Origin of the sequence: Streptomyces sp. Qhu_M48, assembly GCF_051305195.1 — a bacterium.
Taxonomy (GTDB): domain Bacteria; phylum Actinomycetota; class Actinomycetes; order Streptomycetales; family Streptomycetaceae; genus Streptomyces.
This window is the reverse complement of the sequence record NZ_CP195432.1, coordinates 2,157,523-2,174,556: the sequence shown is the minus strand read 5'-3', so window position 1 is coordinate 2,174,556 and position 17,034 is coordinate 2,157,523. Positions and strand designations below refer to the sequence as shown.

The 17,034-nt window shown below is 72.5% G+C and carries 18 protein-coding genes; 8 read left to right on the top strand and 10 right to left on the bottom strand.

The window, feature by feature from the left end:
• Positions 1 to 45 precede the first annotated feature (45 nt).
• Positions 46 to 480, top strand: coding sequence for a cell division protein SepF (locus tag ACRRSS_RS10115; RefSeq protein WP_435970881.1), 435 nt, complete (start codon positions 46 to 48; stop codon positions 478 to 480).
• A gap of 41 nt (positions 481 to 521) precedes the next feature.
• On the opposite strand, the gene ACRRSS_RS10110 is transcribed toward ACRRSS_RS10115, so the two are convergent.
• Entirely contained in the window at positions 522 to 2,270 is a 1,749-nt protein-coding gene (locus ACRRSS_RS10110) for an MFS transporter (RefSeq protein ID WP_435970880.1), read from the bottom strand.
• Between the two features lie 471 nt (positions 2,271 to 2,741).
• Here ACRRSS_RS10110 and ACRRSS_RS10105 point away from each other — a divergent pair, with 471 nt between their 5' ends.
• Entirely contained in the window at positions 2,742 to 3,557 is an 816-nt protein-coding gene (locus ACRRSS_RS10105) for a phosphatase PAP2 family protein (protein WP_435970879.1), read from the top strand.
• Between the two features lie 103 nt (positions 3,558 to 3,660).
• Here ACRRSS_RS10105 and ACRRSS_RS10100 read toward each other — a convergent pair whose 3' ends face one another.
• Positions 3,661 to 3,876, bottom strand: a complete 216-nt coding sequence (locus ACRRSS_RS10100) for an I78 family peptidase inhibitor (protein WP_435970878.1) — start codon at positions 3,874 to 3,876, stop codon at positions 3,661 to 3,663.
• Between the two features lie 311 nt (positions 3,877 to 4,187).
• Here ACRRSS_RS10100 and ctaD point away from each other — a divergent pair, with 311 nt between their 5' ends.
• Entirely contained in the window at positions 4,188 to 5,900 is a 1,713-nt protein-coding gene (ctaD, locus tag ACRRSS_RS10095) for an aa3-type cytochrome oxidase subunit I (protein WP_435970877.1), read from the top strand.
• Here the strand turns inward: ctaD and ACRRSS_RS10090 are convergent.
• The 3 genes from ACRRSS_RS10090 to ACRRSS_RS10080 all read right to left on the bottom strand — a co-directional run bounded on the left by ACRRSS_RS10090 (position 5,839) and on the right by ACRRSS_RS10080 (position 8,961).
• Complete coding sequence (locus tag ACRRSS_RS10090) at positions 5,839 to 6,825, bottom strand: helix-turn-helix transcriptional regulator (RefSeq protein ID WP_435970876.1); 987 nt, start codon at positions 6,823 to 6,825, stop codon at positions 5,839 to 5,841. The genes ctaD and ACRRSS_RS10090 overlap by 62 nt on opposite strands.
• Positions 6,826 to 6,913: 88 nt before the next feature.
• The gene (locus ACRRSS_RS10085; protein WP_435970875.1) at positions 6,914 to 8,188 is read right to left on the bottom strand and encodes a glycosyltransferase family 4 protein; all 1,275 of its coding nucleotides are present in this window, start codon (positions 8,186 to 8,188) and stop codon (positions 6,914 to 6,916) included.
• A 170-nt stretch (positions 8,189 to 8,358) separates the two neighbouring features.
• The gene (locus tag ACRRSS_RS10080) at positions 8,359 to 8,961 is read right to left on the bottom strand and encodes a transglycosylase family protein (RefSeq protein ID WP_435970874.1); all 603 of its coding nucleotides are present in this window, start codon (positions 8,959 to 8,961) and stop codon (positions 8,359 to 8,361) included.
• 217 nt (positions 8,962 to 9,178) lie between these two features.
• On the opposite strand from ACRRSS_RS10080, the gene ACRRSS_RS10075 reads away from it, so the two are divergent.
• Both ACRRSS_RS10075 and ACRRSS_RS10070 read left to right on the top strand, forming a co-directional pair.
• Entirely contained in the window at positions 9,179 to 9,961 is a 783-nt protein-coding gene (locus ACRRSS_RS10075) for a hypothetical protein (RefSeq protein WP_435970873.1), read from the top strand.
• A gap of 215 nt (positions 9,962 to 10,176) precedes the next feature.
• Complete coding sequence (locus ACRRSS_RS10070; RefSeq protein WP_435970872.1) at positions 10,177 to 10,455, top strand: hypothetical protein; 279 nt, start codon at positions 10,177 to 10,179, stop codon at positions 10,453 to 10,455.
• A 101-nt stretch (positions 10,456 to 10,556) separates the two neighbouring features.
• Here ACRRSS_RS10070 and der read toward each other — a convergent pair whose 3' ends face one another.
• From der to aroH, 5 genes are all read right to left on the bottom strand, one after another.
• The gene (gene der / locus ACRRSS_RS10065) at positions 10,557 to 12,005 is read right to left on the bottom strand and encodes a ribosome biogenesis GTPase Der (protein WP_351909388.1); all 1,449 of its coding nucleotides are present in this window, start codon (positions 12,003 to 12,005) and stop codon (positions 10,557 to 10,559) included.
• 70 nt (positions 12,006 to 12,075) lie between these two features.
• The gene (locus ACRRSS_RS10060) at positions 12,076 to 12,720 is read right to left on the bottom strand and encodes a lysophospholipid acyltransferase family protein (protein ID WP_435970871.1); all 645 of its coding nucleotides are present in this window, start codon (positions 12,718 to 12,720) and stop codon (positions 12,076 to 12,078) included.
• Positions 12,717 to 13,391 carry a (d)CMP kinase gene (gene cmk, locus ACRRSS_RS10055; protein WP_435970870.1) on the bottom strand — a complete coding sequence of 225 codons (675 nt, stop codon included), beginning with the start codon at positions 13,389 to 13,391 and terminating at the stop codon, positions 12,717 to 12,719. The genes ACRRSS_RS10060 and cmk overlap by 4 nt, the downstream gene beginning before the upstream one ends.
• 177 nt (positions 13,392 to 13,568) lie before the next feature.
• Positions 13,569 to 14,657, bottom strand: a complete 1,089-nt coding sequence (locus ACRRSS_RS10050; RefSeq protein ID WP_435970869.1) for a prephenate dehydrogenase — start codon at positions 14,655 to 14,657, stop codon at positions 13,569 to 13,571.
• Complete coding sequence (gene aroH, locus ACRRSS_RS10045; protein ID WP_435970868.1) at positions 14,654 to 15,016, bottom strand: chorismate mutase; 363 nt, start codon at positions 15,014 to 15,016, stop codon at positions 14,654 to 14,656. The genes ACRRSS_RS10050 and aroH overlap by 4 nt, the downstream gene beginning before the upstream one ends.
• Positions 15,017 to 15,370: 354 nt before the next feature.
• Here aroH and ACRRSS_RS10040 point away from each other — a divergent pair, with 354 nt between their 5' ends.
• From ACRRSS_RS10040 to ACRRSS_RS10030, 3 genes are all read left to right on the top strand, one after another.
• Complete coding sequence (locus tag ACRRSS_RS10040; RefSeq protein ID WP_435970867.1) at positions 15,371 to 15,712, top strand: DUF952 domain-containing protein; 342 nt, start codon at positions 15,371 to 15,373, stop codon at positions 15,710 to 15,712.
• 109 nt (positions 15,713 to 15,821) lie between these two features.
• A complete protein-coding gene (locus ACRRSS_RS10035; protein WP_435970866.1) occupies positions 15,822 to 16,304 on the top strand; it encodes a Rieske (2Fe-2S) protein in 483 nt (160 codons plus the stop codon).
• A 10-nt stretch (positions 16,305 to 16,314) separates the two neighbouring features.
• Positions 16,315 to 17,004, top strand: a complete 690-nt coding sequence (locus ACRRSS_RS10030; RefSeq protein ID WP_435970865.1) for a nucleotidyltransferase domain-containing protein — start codon at positions 16,315 to 16,317, stop codon at positions 17,002 to 17,004.
• The last annotated feature ends 30 nt before the right edge of the window (positions 17,005 to 17,034 follow it).

Sequence of the window (17,034 nt, the reverse complement as noted above, 5' to 3'; positions counted from 1 at the left end):
AGGGAAATGCGGAACCACAAGTGACCGCGCTGAAAGGAGGCGTCCATGGGATCGGTGCGCAAGGCCAGTGCCTGGCTGGGACTCGTCGAGGACAACGACGAGCGTTACTACGACGACGAGTACGCCGACGGTGCCGAGGGCGGCGACGCCTGGGTGACGGACCCCCGGGTCCGGGTGGCCACGGACACCGCCGAGGAGCGGGGCCGCCGGATCGCCACCGTCTCCCCCGACGGTTTCCGGGACGCCCGGGGCATCGGCGAGCTCTTCCGGGACGGTGTTCCGGTGATCGTGAACCTGACCGCGATGGAGCCGGACGACGCCAAGCGCGTGGTCGACTTCGCCGCCGGTCTCACCTTCGGTCTGCGCGGTTCGATCGAGCGCGTGGCGACGCGGGTCTTCCTGCTGACCCCCGCCGACACCCGGATCGTCACCGGCGAGACGCATCGGCGTCCGCGGGACGGATTCTTCAACCAGAGCTGAGCGGGTCCCGCCGATCCCGGCCGGGCCCCCGAGGGGCCGGGTCAGCGCACCGGACGCCGCGAGCCGGCGGACTCGATCGCTTCCCGGGTCGCCGGCACCCGCGGCTCGGACGGTTCGGCGCGTGCGGAGAGCTCCGCGGGCCCCGGCTCGAACGCCTCGGCGGACACCGCCGCCCCGGACACCTTCCCCGCCTCGACGGTCCCGCCCGCCCCGACGACCTCGACCGCCTCGGCGCTCTCCTGCTGATCCACCGGGCACTCCATCACCCGGGGCAGCCGCCGCGCCATCACCGCGCCGAGGAGCAGCAGCCCGGCGCTCACGAAGAGCGTGTGGTGCAGCCCGTCCACGAAGGCGTGCCGGGCGGCCTGGTGCAGAGCGCCGCCGGCCGCGCCGCCGAGCTGGTCGGCGACCTGATAGGCCTCGCCGAGCGAGTTCGCGGCGGCCCGGCTCGCCTCCTCGGGCACCCCGGGGACCGCGGCGAGCCCGGGGGCGTAGGCCGCGTTCATCACACTGCCGAGCAGGGCGATGCCCATGCCCGCGCCGAGCTGGTACGAGGTCTCGCCGATCGCGGCCGCGCCGCCCGCGCTCCGCTGCGGCGCCTCGCTGAGCATCGACTCGTACGCCGAGAAGAGCGTGGTCTGCAGGCCGAAGCCGAGCAGGACGAAGCCCACCGTGAGCAGCAGCGGCCGGTCGTGCTGCCCCATGAAGGTGAGCAGCAGCACGGCGGCGGCCGTCAGGACGAAGCCCCAGCCGACCATCCGGCGCGGTCCGATCCTGCGCAGGGTGTACGAGCCGGTGGCGCCGGCGGCCATGGCGGCGAAGGTCAGCGGCAGGAGCCGGAGCCCGGTCTCCAGGGGGCTGAGGCCGAGGACCAGCTGGAGGTACTGGACGGCGATGAGCTCCAGGCCGACCAGGGCCAGCATGGCGAGGACGATGCAGCCGACCGAGGTGGTGAAGGCCGCCCGGGAGAAGAGCCGCATGTCGATCAGCGGGTGGGAGCGCCGCTTCTGCCGTCGTACGAAGAGGACGAGGAGCGCGGCGCCGAGGAGCAGCGGCCCGGCGGTCGGGAGGGCGAGGAGCGGGTCGCCGACTCCGGCGCGCTTGACCCCGAGGACGCAGCCGAGCACACCGGCGGCGGCCATGAGCGCGCCGAGGACGTCCCAGGGACCGTCGGTGGCGCCCCGGGACTCGGGGAGGAGGCGGCGGCCGAGCGGCAGGATCAGCGCCATCAGCGGAATGTTGATGAGGAAGACGGAGCCCCACCAGTAGTGCTCGACGAGGAAGCCGCCGAGGACCGGTCCGGCGGCGGCCCCGATCGCGGCGACCGCCGTCCAGATGCCGATGGCGGTGGCGCGCTCCCTCCGGTCGGGGAAGACCGCCCGGAGGATGGAGAGCGTGGCGGGCATGATCATGGCGCCGCCGACGCCGAGCAGCGCGCGGGCCGCGATGAGGACCGAGGGTTCGGTGGCGAGCGCGGCGACCGCCGAGGCGATGCCGAAGAGCGCGTAGCCGAGGAGGAGGATCCTGCGCCGCCCGACCCGGTCCCCGAGGGTGCCGAAGAGGATCAGGAGCGAGGCGCAGATCAGGGGGTAGGCGTCGACGATCCAGAGCAGCGCGGTGGAGCTGGGGCGCAGGTCCTCGGTGAGCGAGGGGACGGCGACGTGGAGGATGGTCGCGTCGAGGGCGACCAGGAGGAGGCTGACGCAGAGGACGACAAGGACGACCCAGCGGTTGGCTCCGCCTTCGGCTGCGGCACGGGGTCGTCCCTGGGCCGTGTTCGTCCGCGACATGTACGTACCTCCCGGTGAAGCTCTCGCGCTCGGCAGGCCCCGACCAGGGCTTATGCCCCTGGGGCGGCCCGGCATCGACGGGCGAGTGAGCCGTCAGCGTACGCGAGTTCAAGCCCCGAGCGCGTGGTGCAGCTCTCACCCCGGCGGGGCTCGCGGTGTGGCGTACGCCACTCGGGCGGCCCCGCGCGTCGCATGGAATTCCGTACGGACGCGCGTTTGAGGCAATTCCCCGGCATTCAAACACCCTTCCGGAATCACCCCTCCCGCAATAGAGCCGAAGGTCATCGGATTTCCCGACGGACGCCTGAAATAGGACGGCCACTGAGACCTACTCCACATCACATCAACATCACGAAGGGACCGGATCGACCGGGTCGGCTTCTCACTCCCTGTAACGTCGATTGGGTGCGTACCGACATCTTTGCCCGGCTGGACCGGGAGCCGGAACCGCCGAAGATAGAGGTCCCGCGGATGACCCGCACGCGTCTCGCCCTCTTCGGCGGGACGTCGGCGTTCTATCTCGTCATGGTCGTCGCCGTGCTGCTCTCGACGTGGCTGGTGACCCTCGACTGGAAGATCATGCTCTTCCGGCCCTACCAGCAGTGGCCGGAGATCCACGGCTTCCTCGACTACTACGTCGTCCTCGGTCAGCGCGGCCCCACGGCCGTCATGGTGGCCGCATGGCTGGGCTGGCGCTCCTGGCGCCAGCACACCCTGCGGCCACTGCTCTGTCTCGGCGCCGCTCTTCTGCTGCTCAACGTCTCGGTCGGCGCGGTCAAGCTCGGACTAGGCCGCCTCGGACCCCACTACGCGACCCAGGTCGGCTCCGCCGAGCTCTTCGCGGGCGGCGACATATTCCCCTCCGGTCACACCGCCAACGCGGTCGTGACCTGGGGCATCCTCGCCTACCTGGCGACCACCCCGCGGGCCCGGCGCTATCTGTCGGCGCTCTCGGCCGTGGTCGCGCTCGGTGTCGGACTCACCACCGTCTACCTGGGCACGCACTGGCTGAGCGACGTGCTCCTGGGCTGGGCCGCCGGGCTTCTCGTCCTCCTGGCGCTGCCCTGGTGCGAGCCGGTCATCGCCGTGGCGGAGTCGTGGATCCTTGCCGTGCGTGACCGGGTACGGGACCGGCTGCGGGACCGTCGCCGCCTGGTGCCCTCGCTGCCCGTGGCCTCGGGCGGTCCGCGACCGGGGTTCTTCCCGCCGCGTCCGGCCGGGTCGGAGGAGCCGGCCAGGGAGAAGGTGGGAGTGGCCGCCCACCGCGCCCCGGCGGCCCGCGGCTGACCGCGAGCGCGCCCCTCACGTACGGGAAAGGGCCCCGGCCGATGTCGGCCGGGGCCCTTCCGCGTGCTCGGCCACGATGCGCCCCGGGCTCTCGCGTGAGCCCTCAGCCCACCCAGCAGCGGGTGACCGTGCCGTCCTCGACCTCGAAGTTGACGCGTCCGACCAGGTACTCCATGGTGACGATCGCGCCGGGCGGCAGCGACCTGACGGTGCTCCAGCCCCGTGTCCTGGCGAGGCGTGCGGCGTCCTCCGCGTCGAGGCCCACATAGGACTCGGGGCGGTCGCGGGGCGGTTCGGGAGTGCGCGATCTGGGTGCCATGACCCTCACGTTAGTCCCTTCGCGGTCACGCTTGTGTCACAAGTTCTCGACATATGTTTGGCATGCCCCCCGTCACTCGGAGGGACCGTTTCCAGCCGCTTCTCCAGTAATTCCGAACGACATCCAGCAGTTCGTACGAAGGAAGCGGAAGCGGCGATAGGGCGCGGGTAATTCCCGCCTCCCGCACCGCCCGCCCCGAATTGTCTCGGCGACGCGCACGCGAGCCGCTCACTGTTCCCTTACACAATGCTTACGCTGTCCGAACGCCCGGAGACGCGGAGCCGGGACGACGGCGAGGCGGAGGCAACGGGATGGGTGTCGGGACAGCGACCGCGACCGTCGAATCGACCCGGCAGCAGCAGGGCCGGGTCCTGATCGACTGGCTCACCACCACCGACCACAAGAAGATCGGCCACCTCTACCTGGTGACCTCGTTCGTCTTCTTCCTCGTCGGCGGAATCCTGGCGATGCTGATGCGGGCCGAGCTGGCCCGCCCCGGGCTGCAGCTGGTCTCGAACCAGGAGTTCAACCAGGCCTTCACCCTGCACGGCACGATCATGCTGCTGCTCTTCGCCACACCCACCTTCGCCGGCTTCGCCAACGAACTGGTGCCCCTGCAGATCGGCGCGCCGGACGTCGCCTTCCCGCGGCTGAACATGTTCTCGTACTGGCTGTTCCTCTTCGGCAGCCTCATGGTGCTGGGCTCGCTGCTCACCCCGTCCGGCCCGGCCGCCTTCGGCTGGACCGCCTACGCCCCGCTCAACAGCCTGGAGCGCTCACCGGGCGTCGGTGTCGACCTGTGGATCATGGGCCTCGCCCTCTCCGGCTTCGGCACCATCCTGGCCTCGGTGAACTTCCTCGCCACCATCATCGGGATGCGGGCACCGGGCATGACCATGTTCCGGATGCCGATCTTCACCTGGAACGTGCTCTTCACCGCGATCCTGGTGCTCCTCGCCTTCCCCGTGCTCGCGGCGGCGCTGCTCGTCCTGGAGGCGGACCGGCGCCTCGGCACCCTCGTCTTCCAGCCCGAGTACGGGGGCGCCCTGCTCTGGCAGCACCTCTTCTGGTTCTTCGGCCACCCCGAGGTCTACATCATCGCGCTGCCGTTCTTCGGGATCGTCAGCGAGATCATCCCGGTCTTCGCCCGCAAGCCGATCTTCGGGTACGCGACGCTGATCGCCGCCACCATGACGATCACCGGCCTCTCGGCCGTCGTCTGGGCCCACCACATGTTCGCGACCGGCGCGGTGCTGCTGCCCTTCTTCTCCCTGCTCTCGTTCCTCATCGCGGTGCCCACCGGGGTGAAGTTCTTCAACTGGACCGGGACGATGCTGCGGGGATCGCTCTCCTTCGAGACCCCGATGCTGTGGTCCGTCGGCTTCCTGGTGTCGTTCCTCTTCGGCGGCCTCACCGGCGTGATCCTCGCCTCGCCGCCGATGGACTTCGCCGTCACCGACTCGTACTTCGTGGTGGCCCACTTCCACTACACGGTCTTCGGCACGGTCGTCTTCGCCACCTTCGCCGGCTTCTCCTTCTGGTGGCCCAAGTTCACCGGCCGGATGCTCGACGAGCGGATCGGGAAGGTCCACTTCTGGACCCTCTTCACCGGGTTCCACCTGACCTTCCTCGTACAGCACTGGCTCGGCGCGGAGGGCATGCCCCGGCGGTACGCCGACTACCTGCGGGCGGACGGCTTCACCGCCCTCAACACCCTCTCCACCATCGGCGCCTTCCTCCTCGGCGCCTCCACGCTGCCGTTCCTCTACAACGTGTGGCGGACCACCCGGTACGGGACGAAGGTCGACGTGGACGACCCCTGGGGCTTCGGCCGCTCCCTGGAGTGGGCGACCTCCTGCCCGCCGCCCCGCCACAACTTCGACGCCGTGCCCCGGATCCGCTCCGAGGCACCCGCCTTCGACCTGCACCACCCTGAGTTCGCGGCCTACGAGCGGACGCGGATCACGAGCCCTCCGCCGGAGCACCGGCCGACCGGTCGAGGGACCGGGACAGAAGGTCCCTGAGCGCCCGGACCCGTTCGACCAGCTCCGGCGGATCGAGCACCTCGAACTCGAAGCCGATCAGCGACACGTGGATCACCATCACGTCGAGGCTGTGGGCGCCGGTGCGCAGCAGGCAGGCGTCCTCCCCGTCCGCGGTCAGGACGCCGTCGGCGGCGCCGACGGCCGCGGCGGCCTCGGCGAGCGGCACGTGCAGCCGGATCGTCGCCTCGGTCGCGTACGCGCCGGTGGACACTCCCTTCGCCACATAGGCGGCCAGATCCTCGGCGGGCGGCTCGCGGGGCGGGAACCGGGGGCCGTGCGGCGGGGTCGGCGCGATCCGGTCCGCCCGGAAGGTGCGCCAGTCGGCCCGGTCCACGTCCCAGGCCACCAGGTACCAGCGCCGTTCGCTGCACACCAGCCGGTGCGGCTCGACGGTCCTGCGGCTGGCGGCCCCGCCGTGGTCGCGGTACTCGAAACGCAGCCGTTCGGTGTCCCGGCAGGCGTTGGCGAGCTCGGTGAGCACGGCCGGGTCGATCCGCTCGCGCGGGGTGCGCATCATCGGCACGGTGAAGGCGTTCAGGGCGCTCACCCGGCGCCGCAGCCGTCCGGGGAGCACCTGCTCCAGCTTGGCCAGGGCCCGTACGGAGCTCTCGCCGATGCCCTCGACGCCCTGCCCGGCGGCGGTGCGCAGGCCGACCGCGACCGCCACGGCCTCCTCGTCGTCGAGGAGCAGCGGCGGCAGCTCGGCACCGGCGCCGAGCTGGTACCCGCCGCCGGTACCGGGGCTCGCGTTCACGGGGTACCCGAGTTCCCGCAGCCGGTCGACGTCCCGCCGCACCGTGCGGGGCGTGACCCCGAGCCGGTCGGCGAGAGCGGCGCCGGACCATTCCCGGTGGGCCTGGAGCAGCGAGAGCAGACGCAAGAGCCGTGCGGAGGTCTCCAACATGGCGCCGAGTCTGCCAGCCCTCGCGGACGACTTCTGTCCTCGATCCCGGAGACTTCCGCCCCCGGTGCCCCCGGCGCGGCCCCCGGTGTCAGCGGAAGCGGCGGACCAGCCTGCCGACCCTCGCCTTCAGGGCGTACACCGCGTCGACGGCCCGGCCGACCCCGCGATGGAGCGTCACCCGGCCCTGCGGATGGGTGCGCCGGCTCGCGCCCCGCTCCACGAGCTCCGCCCAGAGCGCCTCGTGCCGGGCCGCGATCCGGGCCGGGTCGAAGCGCTCGGACGCGGCGAGCGCCGCCCGCGCCGTCTTGGCGCGCAGCTCCTCGTCCTCGACCAGCCGGCGCAGCGCCCGGGCGAACGCGGCCACGTCGTCGACCGGCACGAGCAGCCCGTCGACCCCGTCCTCGATGATCTCGCGCGGCCCGTGCGGGCAGTCGGTGGAGACCACCGGGAGCCCGCAGCGCATCGCCTCGACGATGGTCATGCCGAAGGACTCGCGCTGCGAGGTCACGGCGGCGATCGAGCCCTTGACCAGCTCCGGTTCGAGCGGGGTCACCGAGCCCATGAGGAAGACCCGCTCGCCGAGGGCCCGGTCCTTGATCTGCCGGGCCAGCGGCGCCTTGACGTCCTGGACGGCGTCACCCGTGCCGTAGATCCGCAGCTTCCAGTCGGGATGGTCGGCGGCCACCTCCGCGAAGGCGTCGATCAGCAGGTCGTACCGCTTGACGCGGGTCAGCCGGCCGGCCGCGACGACGGTCCTCGCCGCGGGGTCGGCGGGTCCCACCGGGGGCGCGGGCACGCTGTTGGGCACGGACTCGATCCGTACGCCGGCCAGCCCCAGCTTCCGGTAGGCGCGGGCGTCCGCCTCGGTGACGGTCGTGACGGCGTCGAGGAGCGCGTACTCGTGGCCGATGTCCCGGCGCAGCCGGTAGCTGTGACCGTCCAGTATCAGGTGCTCCTGACCGACGAGGACCGGCCCCCGCCGGGCCTGGCGGGTGAGGTGCGCGATGAGCCCGGGGCGGGTGCCGACGAGGACGTCGGCCTCCACTCCGCGCAGGTGCTCCCCGATGCGGGCGTCGGTGAGGGCGCTGTACTGCTTCCACCGTCCGTCGCCGCGCGGGAAGACCTCGGCGGGGCGGTGGAAGTCGGGGTGGTCGCCGTCGTATCCGGGGCTGTCCTCGCGCAGGTCGACGAGGTGGCGCAGCGTCACCCCGGAGGGCAGGCCGAGGAGCGGGCGGTCGCGGTGGCGGAACACCGAGACGATCTCGACCTCGTGACGTTCCGCCAGTTCCTCGGCGAGGGTGAACGTCGTCCGGATCGTGCCGCCGTAGTGGTAGCCGTTGTGGAGCAGAAAGGAGATGCGCATCGTAGCTGCCGGTTCCCCCCGGTCAGTTGATCGGTCGCTCGACTGTACTGCCGGGGAAGGGCGGGTGCTCACGGGCGGAGGCCGGGCCGGGGACGGGCGCCCGGTTCTCCGTCAGGTCGCCCGTCCCCGGCCGCTCCGCCGACCGCCCCCGGACGGGCGGGTGTTCCGGGTCAGAGCGGGTCGAGCCGCAGCATCATGCCGACGACGACCCGGTTCGGGTCCGCCCCGATCAGGCTCCGGTTCGCCGCGTAGAGCGCCTTCCAGCCACCCTTGGTCCCGAAGCGGCGGGCGATGGAGCTGAGCGAGTCGCCGCTCTGGACGGTGTGGACGCGGCCGCTCAGCCCGTACCGCTTGGAGCAGACGGGCCAGGCCCCCCACCCCTGGGTGCGGAGCACCTCCTCGGCGATGGTGATCTGCTGCTGCCGGGTCGCCAGGTCGGCGCGCAGGGCGTACTTCTGTCCGCCGAACTCGACCCAGGTCGGGTGCCAGAACTGGAGTCCGCCGTAGAAGCCGTTGCCGGTGTTGATGTGCCAGTTCCCGCTGCTCTCGCACTCGGCGACGCAGCCCCACGGCCACTGGTCCTTCGCACACGGGTAGGAGGGCACGGCGGCGGCCGCGCGCAGCCCGTCGGAGAGGTCCTGGAGCACGGCGGCCGTGTTCCGGGGCCCCTCGGGCAGGTCCGCGGCCCGGGCGGGGGCCGGGGACAGGGTCAGCAGCGCGGCGGTGGACGCCGCCACGAGGGAACCGGTTGTCCAAAATCGGATCTTCGACATCGAGGCAGGCTAGGCAGCCCTCCGGCACCCCCGCCCCGTGCCGCGCGGAACACTGTTCACACCCCACCCGGTCGGAGTCACCCGGCCGTCCGCACGAGCCGGTGGCAACTTGCCTCGCTTCCGCGCGTGACCCCGGCCGAGCCTGACCCGTTGAACTCGGCATGAGGCGACCGGGAACAGCCCGGCGTCCCCCCGTACCGAGTCCAGGGAGCCCCCCGTGCCGCGCATGCTCGACGTCAGCGAGGACGTACGCGCCGAGATCGGCGACGAAGAAGCGGACCGGCTGCTCGCCGGCGACAACGCCCCGGGCAGCTACGACTGCACCTCCTGCCGCACGCAGGGGGACTCCGAGCAGGAGCGCACCAGCACGGTGCTGTTCGTCGGCGACGAGACCGCGGTCCTCGCGTTCGCCCACGCCAGCTGCATTCCGTCGCAGGTCGTCCGGGTCGCCGAGGAGCAGCTGCAGGGCGCCGTCGCCTCGATCACGGCCTCGGACGCCGCCGACGCGCTGTCCGCCGCCCACCCCGAGCAGGCCGTGCTCGGGGTCACCAGCGGTCTCGTCCTGATCGACGGCGAGCTGCACCCGGCCCTGGTCGTGGAGCCGACCGCCCCGGTGGCCCGTCCGGGTTCGGACGGTCTCACCGACGAGTTCCTGCCGCTCCTGGCCGACCAGGGCTTCCAGCAGATCATGGACCTGAACGCGAAGCCGGCGGTGCTGCCGGGCTGGTCGGTCCTGGTCGCCATGGGCCAGCTGCACTCCGTCCTCCAGCCGGGTCCCGGCGGCGCCGGTCAGGCCGCCTGGTGGCAGGCGCACCAGCCGCTCCAGGTCACCGAGGGCTGGCGCGCGGCGGCCAACAAGTCGCACACGGTGCTGGTCTTCGCCGCCCCGGTGGGCTCCATCGGCCAGCAGCCGCGCGAGGACCTGCTGCGCGACGCGCTGGAGAAGGCCGCGGCGAACGGGCGCCTGGTCGCCGCCGCGATGCCGCTGGCCGGTACCTGATGGACGAGGGCCGGCCGGGCATAGGGTGGACGCGGGTCCCCGGCGTACCGGCGGTGCCCTCGGGCTCCGCGGGGCGGCGTGCCCCGACCGTGCCGCGTCCCCGGCGGGCGTCGCTTTCGGAGAGCCGCCCGCATCCGACGGGCGGCGGTGTCGTTGGCACCTACGTGCACGCATACGACCCCTTCCCCCAGCCGTATCCGAGTCAGATCCCTTCGATGCGCCCCGCGCAGGACGTCGCGGCGGGGCCTTCGCCCACGCCGATCTACGACGCCCTGTACTCGGAGTACCGGAGGTCGTTCCGCACGCTGCCGGGTGACCGCAGCGGTGAGGAGGGGCTGACCTTCCGGGCCTTCGGTACGGCCATGAGCACGGGCGTGTACGGGCAGGGGCAGGGGCAGCGGTACACGGCGGCGCATCCGGCGGCGTGGTCGGCGCGGCATCCCCCCGCGCACACACAGCCGGCGCTTCCGCCGGGGCCCCGCAGGGGCTTCTGAGAGGCGTCGTCGGGGGAGGACCGGGGGAACGGCGGAGGGCCGGGGCGCGCATCACGCCCCGGCCCTCCGCCATGTGGTCCCCGCGGGGGTGCCACACGGTGTTACTTCTTGCGGCCGCGCTTCTCGCGCACGCGTACCGAGATGTGGATCGGGGTGCCCTCGAAGCCGAACTCCTCGCGGAGGCGGCGCTCGATGAAGCGGCGGTAGCCGGCCTCCAGGAAGCCCGAGGCGAAGAGCACGAACCGGGGCGGCTTGGTGCCCGCCTGGGTGCCGAAGAGGATGCGGGGCTGCTTGCCGCCGCGGATCGGGTGCGGGTGGGCCGCGACGATCTCACCGAGGAAGGCGTTGAGCCGACCGGTGGGGACGCGGGTCTCCCAGCCGGCGAGGGCGGTCTCGATGGCCGGGACCAGCTTCTCCATGTGGCGGCCGGTCTTGGCGGAGACGTTGACCCGGGGCGCCCAGGCGACCTGCTGCATCTCGGTCTCGATCTCGCGCTCGAGGTAGTAGCGGCGCTCCTCGTCGAGCTCGTCCCACTTGTTGTAGGCGATGACGATGGCGCGGCCCGACTCGACCGCCATCGTGATGATGCGCTGGTCCTGGACCGAGATGTTGTCGGTGGTGTCGATGAGGATGACGGCCACCTCGGCCTTCTCGACGGCCGCGGCCGTCCGCAGGGAGGCGTAGTAGTCCGCGCCCTCCTGGAGGTGGACCTTCTTGCGGATGCCGGCGGTGTCGACGAACTTCCACGTCACGCCGCCGAGCTCGATGAGCTCGTCGACGGGGTCGCGGGTGGTGCCGGCCAGCTCGTTGACGACGACGCGGTCCTCGTTGGCCACCTTGTTCAGGAGGGAGGACTTGCCGACGTTCGGACGGCCGATGAGGGCGATGCGGCGCGGGCCGCCGACGGCGTTGCCGAAGCGCTGCTCGGGGGCCTCGGGCAGCTTGCTGAGGACCTCGTCGAGGAGGTCACCGGTGCCCCGGCCGTGCAGCGACGAGACGGGGAACGGCTCGCCGAGGCCCAGGGACCAGAGCATGGAGGCGTCGGCCTCGCCGGACTGGCCGTCGACCTTGTTCGCGGCGAGGACGACGGGCTTCCCGGCGCGGCGGAGCAGCCTGACGACGGCCTCGTCGGTGTCGGTGGCGCCGACGGTGGCGTCCACGACGAAGAGGCAGGCGTCGGCGGCCTCGATGGCGAACTCGGCCTGGGCGGCGACGGAGGCGTCGATGCCGAGGACGTCCTGCTCCCAGCCGCCGGTGTCGACGATCTTGAAGCGGCGCCCGGCCCATTCGGCCTCGTAGGTGACGCGGTCGCGGGTGACGCCCGGCTTGTCCTCGACGACGGCCTCACGGCGGCCGATGATGCGGTTCACCAGGGTCGACTTGCCGACGTTCGGACGGCCGACGACGGCGAGGACGGGGAGGGGGCCGTGGCCGGCCTCCTCGATCGCGCCCTCGACCTCTTCGGCGTCGAAGCCCTCTTCGGAGGCGAGCTCCATGAACTCCGCGTACTCGGCGTCGCCAAGTGCCCCGTGGTCGTGCTGGTCGTTCATGAAGTCCGTTCCTTGATCATTCGTGGTCGGTGGGTCCCCGGGCCGCGGGGCCCACTACTGAGAGTCTCGCTCAGCGCCCGGTGAGGCGCCTGGCGTTTTCCAGGTGGTCGGTGAGCTTCCCCTGGATTCGTACGGTGGCCTCGTCGAGCGCCTTGCGGGTGCGCCGGCCGGAGCCGTCCCCCGCTTCGAAGGCGTCGCCGAAGACGACGTCGACACGTCCGCGCAACGGAGGCAGTGCCTTCACCAACCGTCCTCGGCGCTCGGTGCTTCCCAGGACGGCGACCGGGACGATCAGCGCGCCGCTGCGGAGGGCGAAGTAGGCCAGGCCCGCGCGGAGCGAGGCGAAGTCACCGTCGCCGCGGGTGCCCTCGGGGAAGATCCCGAGGACGCCGCCCCGCTCCAGGACGCCCAGGGCGTCGCCTATCGCCTTGCGGTCCGTGCTGTCGCGGTCCACCTTGAGCTGCCCGATGCCTTCCAGGAAGCTGCCGAGCGGTCCGACGAACGCCTCCTTCTTGATGAGGAAGTGCACGGGACGCGGGGCGGTGCCCATGAGCATGGGGCCGTCGATGTTGTGCGCGTGGTTGACGGCGAAGATGACGGGGCCGGAGGCCGGCACCCGCCAGGCGCCGAGCACGCGCGGCTTCCAGAAGCCGTACATCAGCCCGATGCCGATGCGTCTGCCGACGGCGGCGCCCCTCTGGGAGGGCACGGTCACTTGACGGCCGCCCGCTTCTCGTCCACCAGGGTGACGACGCACTCGATGACCTGGTCCAGGGTGAGGTCGGTGGTGTCGACCTCGACGGCGTCGTCGGCCTTGGCGAGCGGGGAGGTCTTGCGGCTGGAGTCGGCCGCGTCCCGCTTGATCAGGGCTTCCTTCGTCGCGTGCACGTCGGCGCCCTTGAGCTCGCCGGAGCGGCGGGCGGCACGGGCCTCGGGCGAGGCGGTGAGGAAGATCTTCAGGTCGGCGTCGGGCAGGACGGTGGTGCCGATGTCCCGGCCCTCGACGACGATGCCGACCTCGGAGCTCCTGGCGATGGTCCGCTGGAGCTCGGTGATGAGCGCCCGCACCTCGGGGACGGCGCTGACGGCGCTGACCCTGGAGGTGACCTCCTCGGTACGGATGGGGCCGGAGGCGTCCGCTCCGTCGACGGTGATCGTGGGCCGGGCCGGGTCGGTGCCGGAGACGATGACCGGCTTGCCTGCGGCGTTGGCCACGGCCTCCGCGTCGGTGACGTCCACGCCGTTGCTGATCATCCACCAGGTGATCGCCCGGTACTGGGCGCCGGTGTCGAGGTAGCTCAGCCCCAGCTTGGCGGCGACCGCCTTCGAGGTGCTGGACTTGCCCGTGCCGGAGGGCCCGTCGATGGCGACGATCACGGATTCCACGGTGGGAACACCTTCCTGGGGGTGAGGGGCGGGACCCGGCGCGGATGCGGGGACCTCCACAAGGTTACCGAGTCCCCGGCACCCTTTCGGCCCAGTGGGCGGCGCTCCGCCGCCACCGCGGGGCGCGGAGGCGCCGGCTCGTACCCGGCGCCCCAGCACCAGCGTGGGAGAGACGCCTCAGCTCGTACGCAGCGCCCAGCCCCGCTCCTGCAGGGCCGCGCCGAGGACCGGGGCCGCCGAGGGCTCCACCATCAGCTGGACCAGACCCGCCTGCTGCCCGGTCGCGTGCTCGATGCGGACGTCCTCGATGTTGACCCCCGCGCGCCCCGCGTCGGCGAAGATGCGGGCCAGCTCGCCCGGCTGGTCGCTGATGAGGACGGCGACGGTCTCGTAGACCGTGGGGGCGGCGCCGTGCTTGCCGGGGACACGGGAGCGGCCGGCGTTGCCGCGGCGCAGGACGTCCTCGACGCCCGAGGCGCCGTCCCTCCGCTTGTCCTCGTCGGCGGACTGCAGGGAGCGCAGGGCGCGCACGGTCTCGTCGAGGTCGGCGGCGACGCCGGAGAGGACGTCGGCGACGGGGCCGGGGTTGGCGGAGAGGATCTCCACCCACATGCGCGGGTCGGACGCGGCGATCCGGGTGACGTCGCGGATGCCCTGCCCGCAGAGGCGTACGGCGGACTCGTCGGCCTCCTCCAGGCGGGCGGCGACCATCGACGACACCAGCTGCGGGGTGTGGGAGACCAGGGCGACCGCCCGGTCGTGGGCGTCGGCGTCCATGACGACGGGGACGGCCCGGCAGAGCGCGACGAGCTCCAGGGCGAGGTTCAGGACCTCGGTGTCGGTGTCGCGGGTCGGCGTGAGGACCCAGGGCCGTCCCTCGAAGAGGTCGGCGGTGGCCGCGAGCGGGCCCGAGCGTTCCTTGCCGGACATGGGGTGGGTGCCGATGTACGCGGTGAGGTCGAGGCCCAGCGCCTCCAGCTCCCGCTTGGGGCCGCCCTTGACGCTGGCGACGTCCAGGTAGCCGCGGCCGAGCCCGGCTTCCATGGCCTCGGCGAGGGTGGTGGCCACGTGCGCCGGGGGCACGGCGACGATGACGAGGTCCACGGGTCCCCCGGGTGCCTCGTCGGTGCCCGCGCCGAGCGCGGCCGCCGTGCGGGCGCGCACCGGGTCGTGGTCGCGCAGGTGGACGGTGACGCCCCGGCCCGCGAGGGCGATCGCGGCGGAGGTGCCGATCAGTCCGGTGCCGATGACGAGCGCTGTTCTCACTGGGCGATGTCCTTGCGCAGGGCGGCCGCGGCGCCGAGGTAGACGTGCGCGATCCGGGACTTGGGCAGCTCGGTCTCGACGTGGGCGAGGAGCCGTACGACCCTCGGCATGGCGCCCTCGATGTCGAGTTCCTGCGCGCAGATCAGGGGGACGTCGACGATGCCGACACGGCGGGCCGCGGCGGCGGGGAAGTCGCTGTGGAGGTCGGGGGTGGCCGTGAACCAGACGCTGATGAGGTCGTCGGCGCCGAGCCCGTTGCGTTCGAGGACGGCGGTGATCAGCTCCTCGACCCGCTCGCTCATGTGTCCGGCCTCGTCCCGCTCCAGCTGGACGGCGCCTCGGACCGCTCGTACCGCCACGTCGTGCTCCTTCGCCTGCGTCAGTGCTCCGTTCAGCCTAGTCAGCGGTGGGGGCGGGGCGTCGCGGCGCCCGCCCTCCGAGACGGCCGGCGGGCGCGCGCGGGGCGGTCAGAGCCGCTGCCGGCGGATGATGTCCTCCAGCGAGCCCTGGGGCACCGAGCGGGGCGCCGAGGATGTCGCCCGCTCCGCCGCCGCTCCGTCCGCCGGAGCCTCCGAGGAGGCTGCCGAGGTCGTGTCCCGCCATGGTCCTGCCCTTCGTCCGGGTCGGAACAGGCCCAATGTCACCCGGACCGGGGTGCTCCGCCACTCGGGGTAGGCGCCGGGACGGTGGGGCGGCGCGGTAGAAAGGTCGGCATGCTGCTGCACGTCGTACCGCTGACCGACTGGTCCGCCGCCCCCGATGGCCCCTACGCCCCGTCGTCCCTCGCCGCCGAGGGCTTCGTCCACTGCTCGCCGGACGAGGCGGCGGCCCTCCTGATCGCCGACGTGCACTACCGGGACGTGGCGGGGCCGCTCCTGGTCCTGGTGATCGACGAGGCCCGGCTGGCCGGGGAGGTCCGCTGGGAGGGTTCGGGCGGGACGCTGTTCCCGCACGTGTACGGGCCGGTCGAGCGGGAGGCGGTGACCTCGGTCCTGGAGGTGCTGCGGGACGGGGACGGGGACGGCCGTGCGAGGGAGCTGAGTCGCTGGGGCTAGGCCGTGTCGGAAGGCGGCGCCGTCCGCCCGCCGGGCCAGGCGGGAGTTTCCGGACGGGATGTAGGGCGTGTTGCCGGACCCGGCGGCGGCCCGGCGCCAAGCTGGCCGTATGACTTCACGCGTCACGAACCGCCGTACCGTCCTGCTCGCCGCCGCGGCCCTCACGACGGGCTGCGGCTCGGACGGCGGAGGGGACGGCGGTACGGCCTCCAGTGCCCCGGCCACCCCGGACGCCCCCACCGGTACCGGCGCGCCGGCGGAGACCGGCACCCCTGCCGCGACGAGCACGGCCGCGTCCCCCGCCGGAGAGGCCCTGGCCAAGACCTCCGACATCCCGGTCGGCGGCGGCACGGTCTTCAAGGAGGCGAAGGTGGTCGTCACCCAGCCCACCGCCGGTGAGTTCAAGGCGTTCTCCGCGATCTGCACCCACCAGAGCTGCCTGGTGAACAAGGTCGCGGACGGCACCATCGACTGCCCCTGCCACGGCTCCCGGTTCCGCGTCGCCGACGGCTCGGTGGCGAAGGGCCCGGCCACCCGCCCGCTCCCGGCGGAGCGGATCGATGTCTCGGGGGACTCGATCACCCTCGCGTAGCCTGACCCGCATGACCCCGGACGAGCTGGTGCGCGCACACACGATCTACTCCTGTGTCATGGGCTCGCGCGCCTTCGGTCTCGCGACCGAGGACAGCGACACCGACGTCCGGGGCGTCTACCTCGCCCCGACGCCGCTGTTCTGGCACTTCGACAAGCCCCCCGCCCATGTGGAGGGGCCGGGCGAGGAGCAGTTCAGCTGGGAGCTGGAACGCTTCTGCGAGCTGGCGCTCCGCAACAACCCGAACGTCCTGGAGTGCCTCCACTCCCCCGTGGTCGAGCACGTCGACGACCTCGGCCGCGAACTCGTCTCGCTGCGCGGGGCCTTCCTGTCCCGGCAGGCCCACCAGACCTTCGTCCGCTACGCCGGCGGCCAGCGCCGCAAGCTCGACGCGGACGTGCGCCAGTACGGCCACCCCCGCTGGAAGCACGCCATGCACCTGCTGCGGCTCCTGACGAGCTGCCGCGACCTGCTGCGCTCGGGCGAGCTCCGCATCGACGTCGGCGAGGAGCGCGAACGGCTCCTCGCGGTCAAGCGCGGCGAGGTGGCCTGGTCCGAGGTCGAGTCCTGGATGAACCGCCTCCAGGAGGAGGCCGACCGCGCCCACGACACGACCCCGCTCCCGGCGGCCCCGGACCATGCGCGCGTGCAGGACTTCCTGATCCGCGCGCGCCGCGCCTCGCTCCTGAGCGAGAGCTGAATCCGCGCCCGCCGCGCCTCGCTCCCGGGC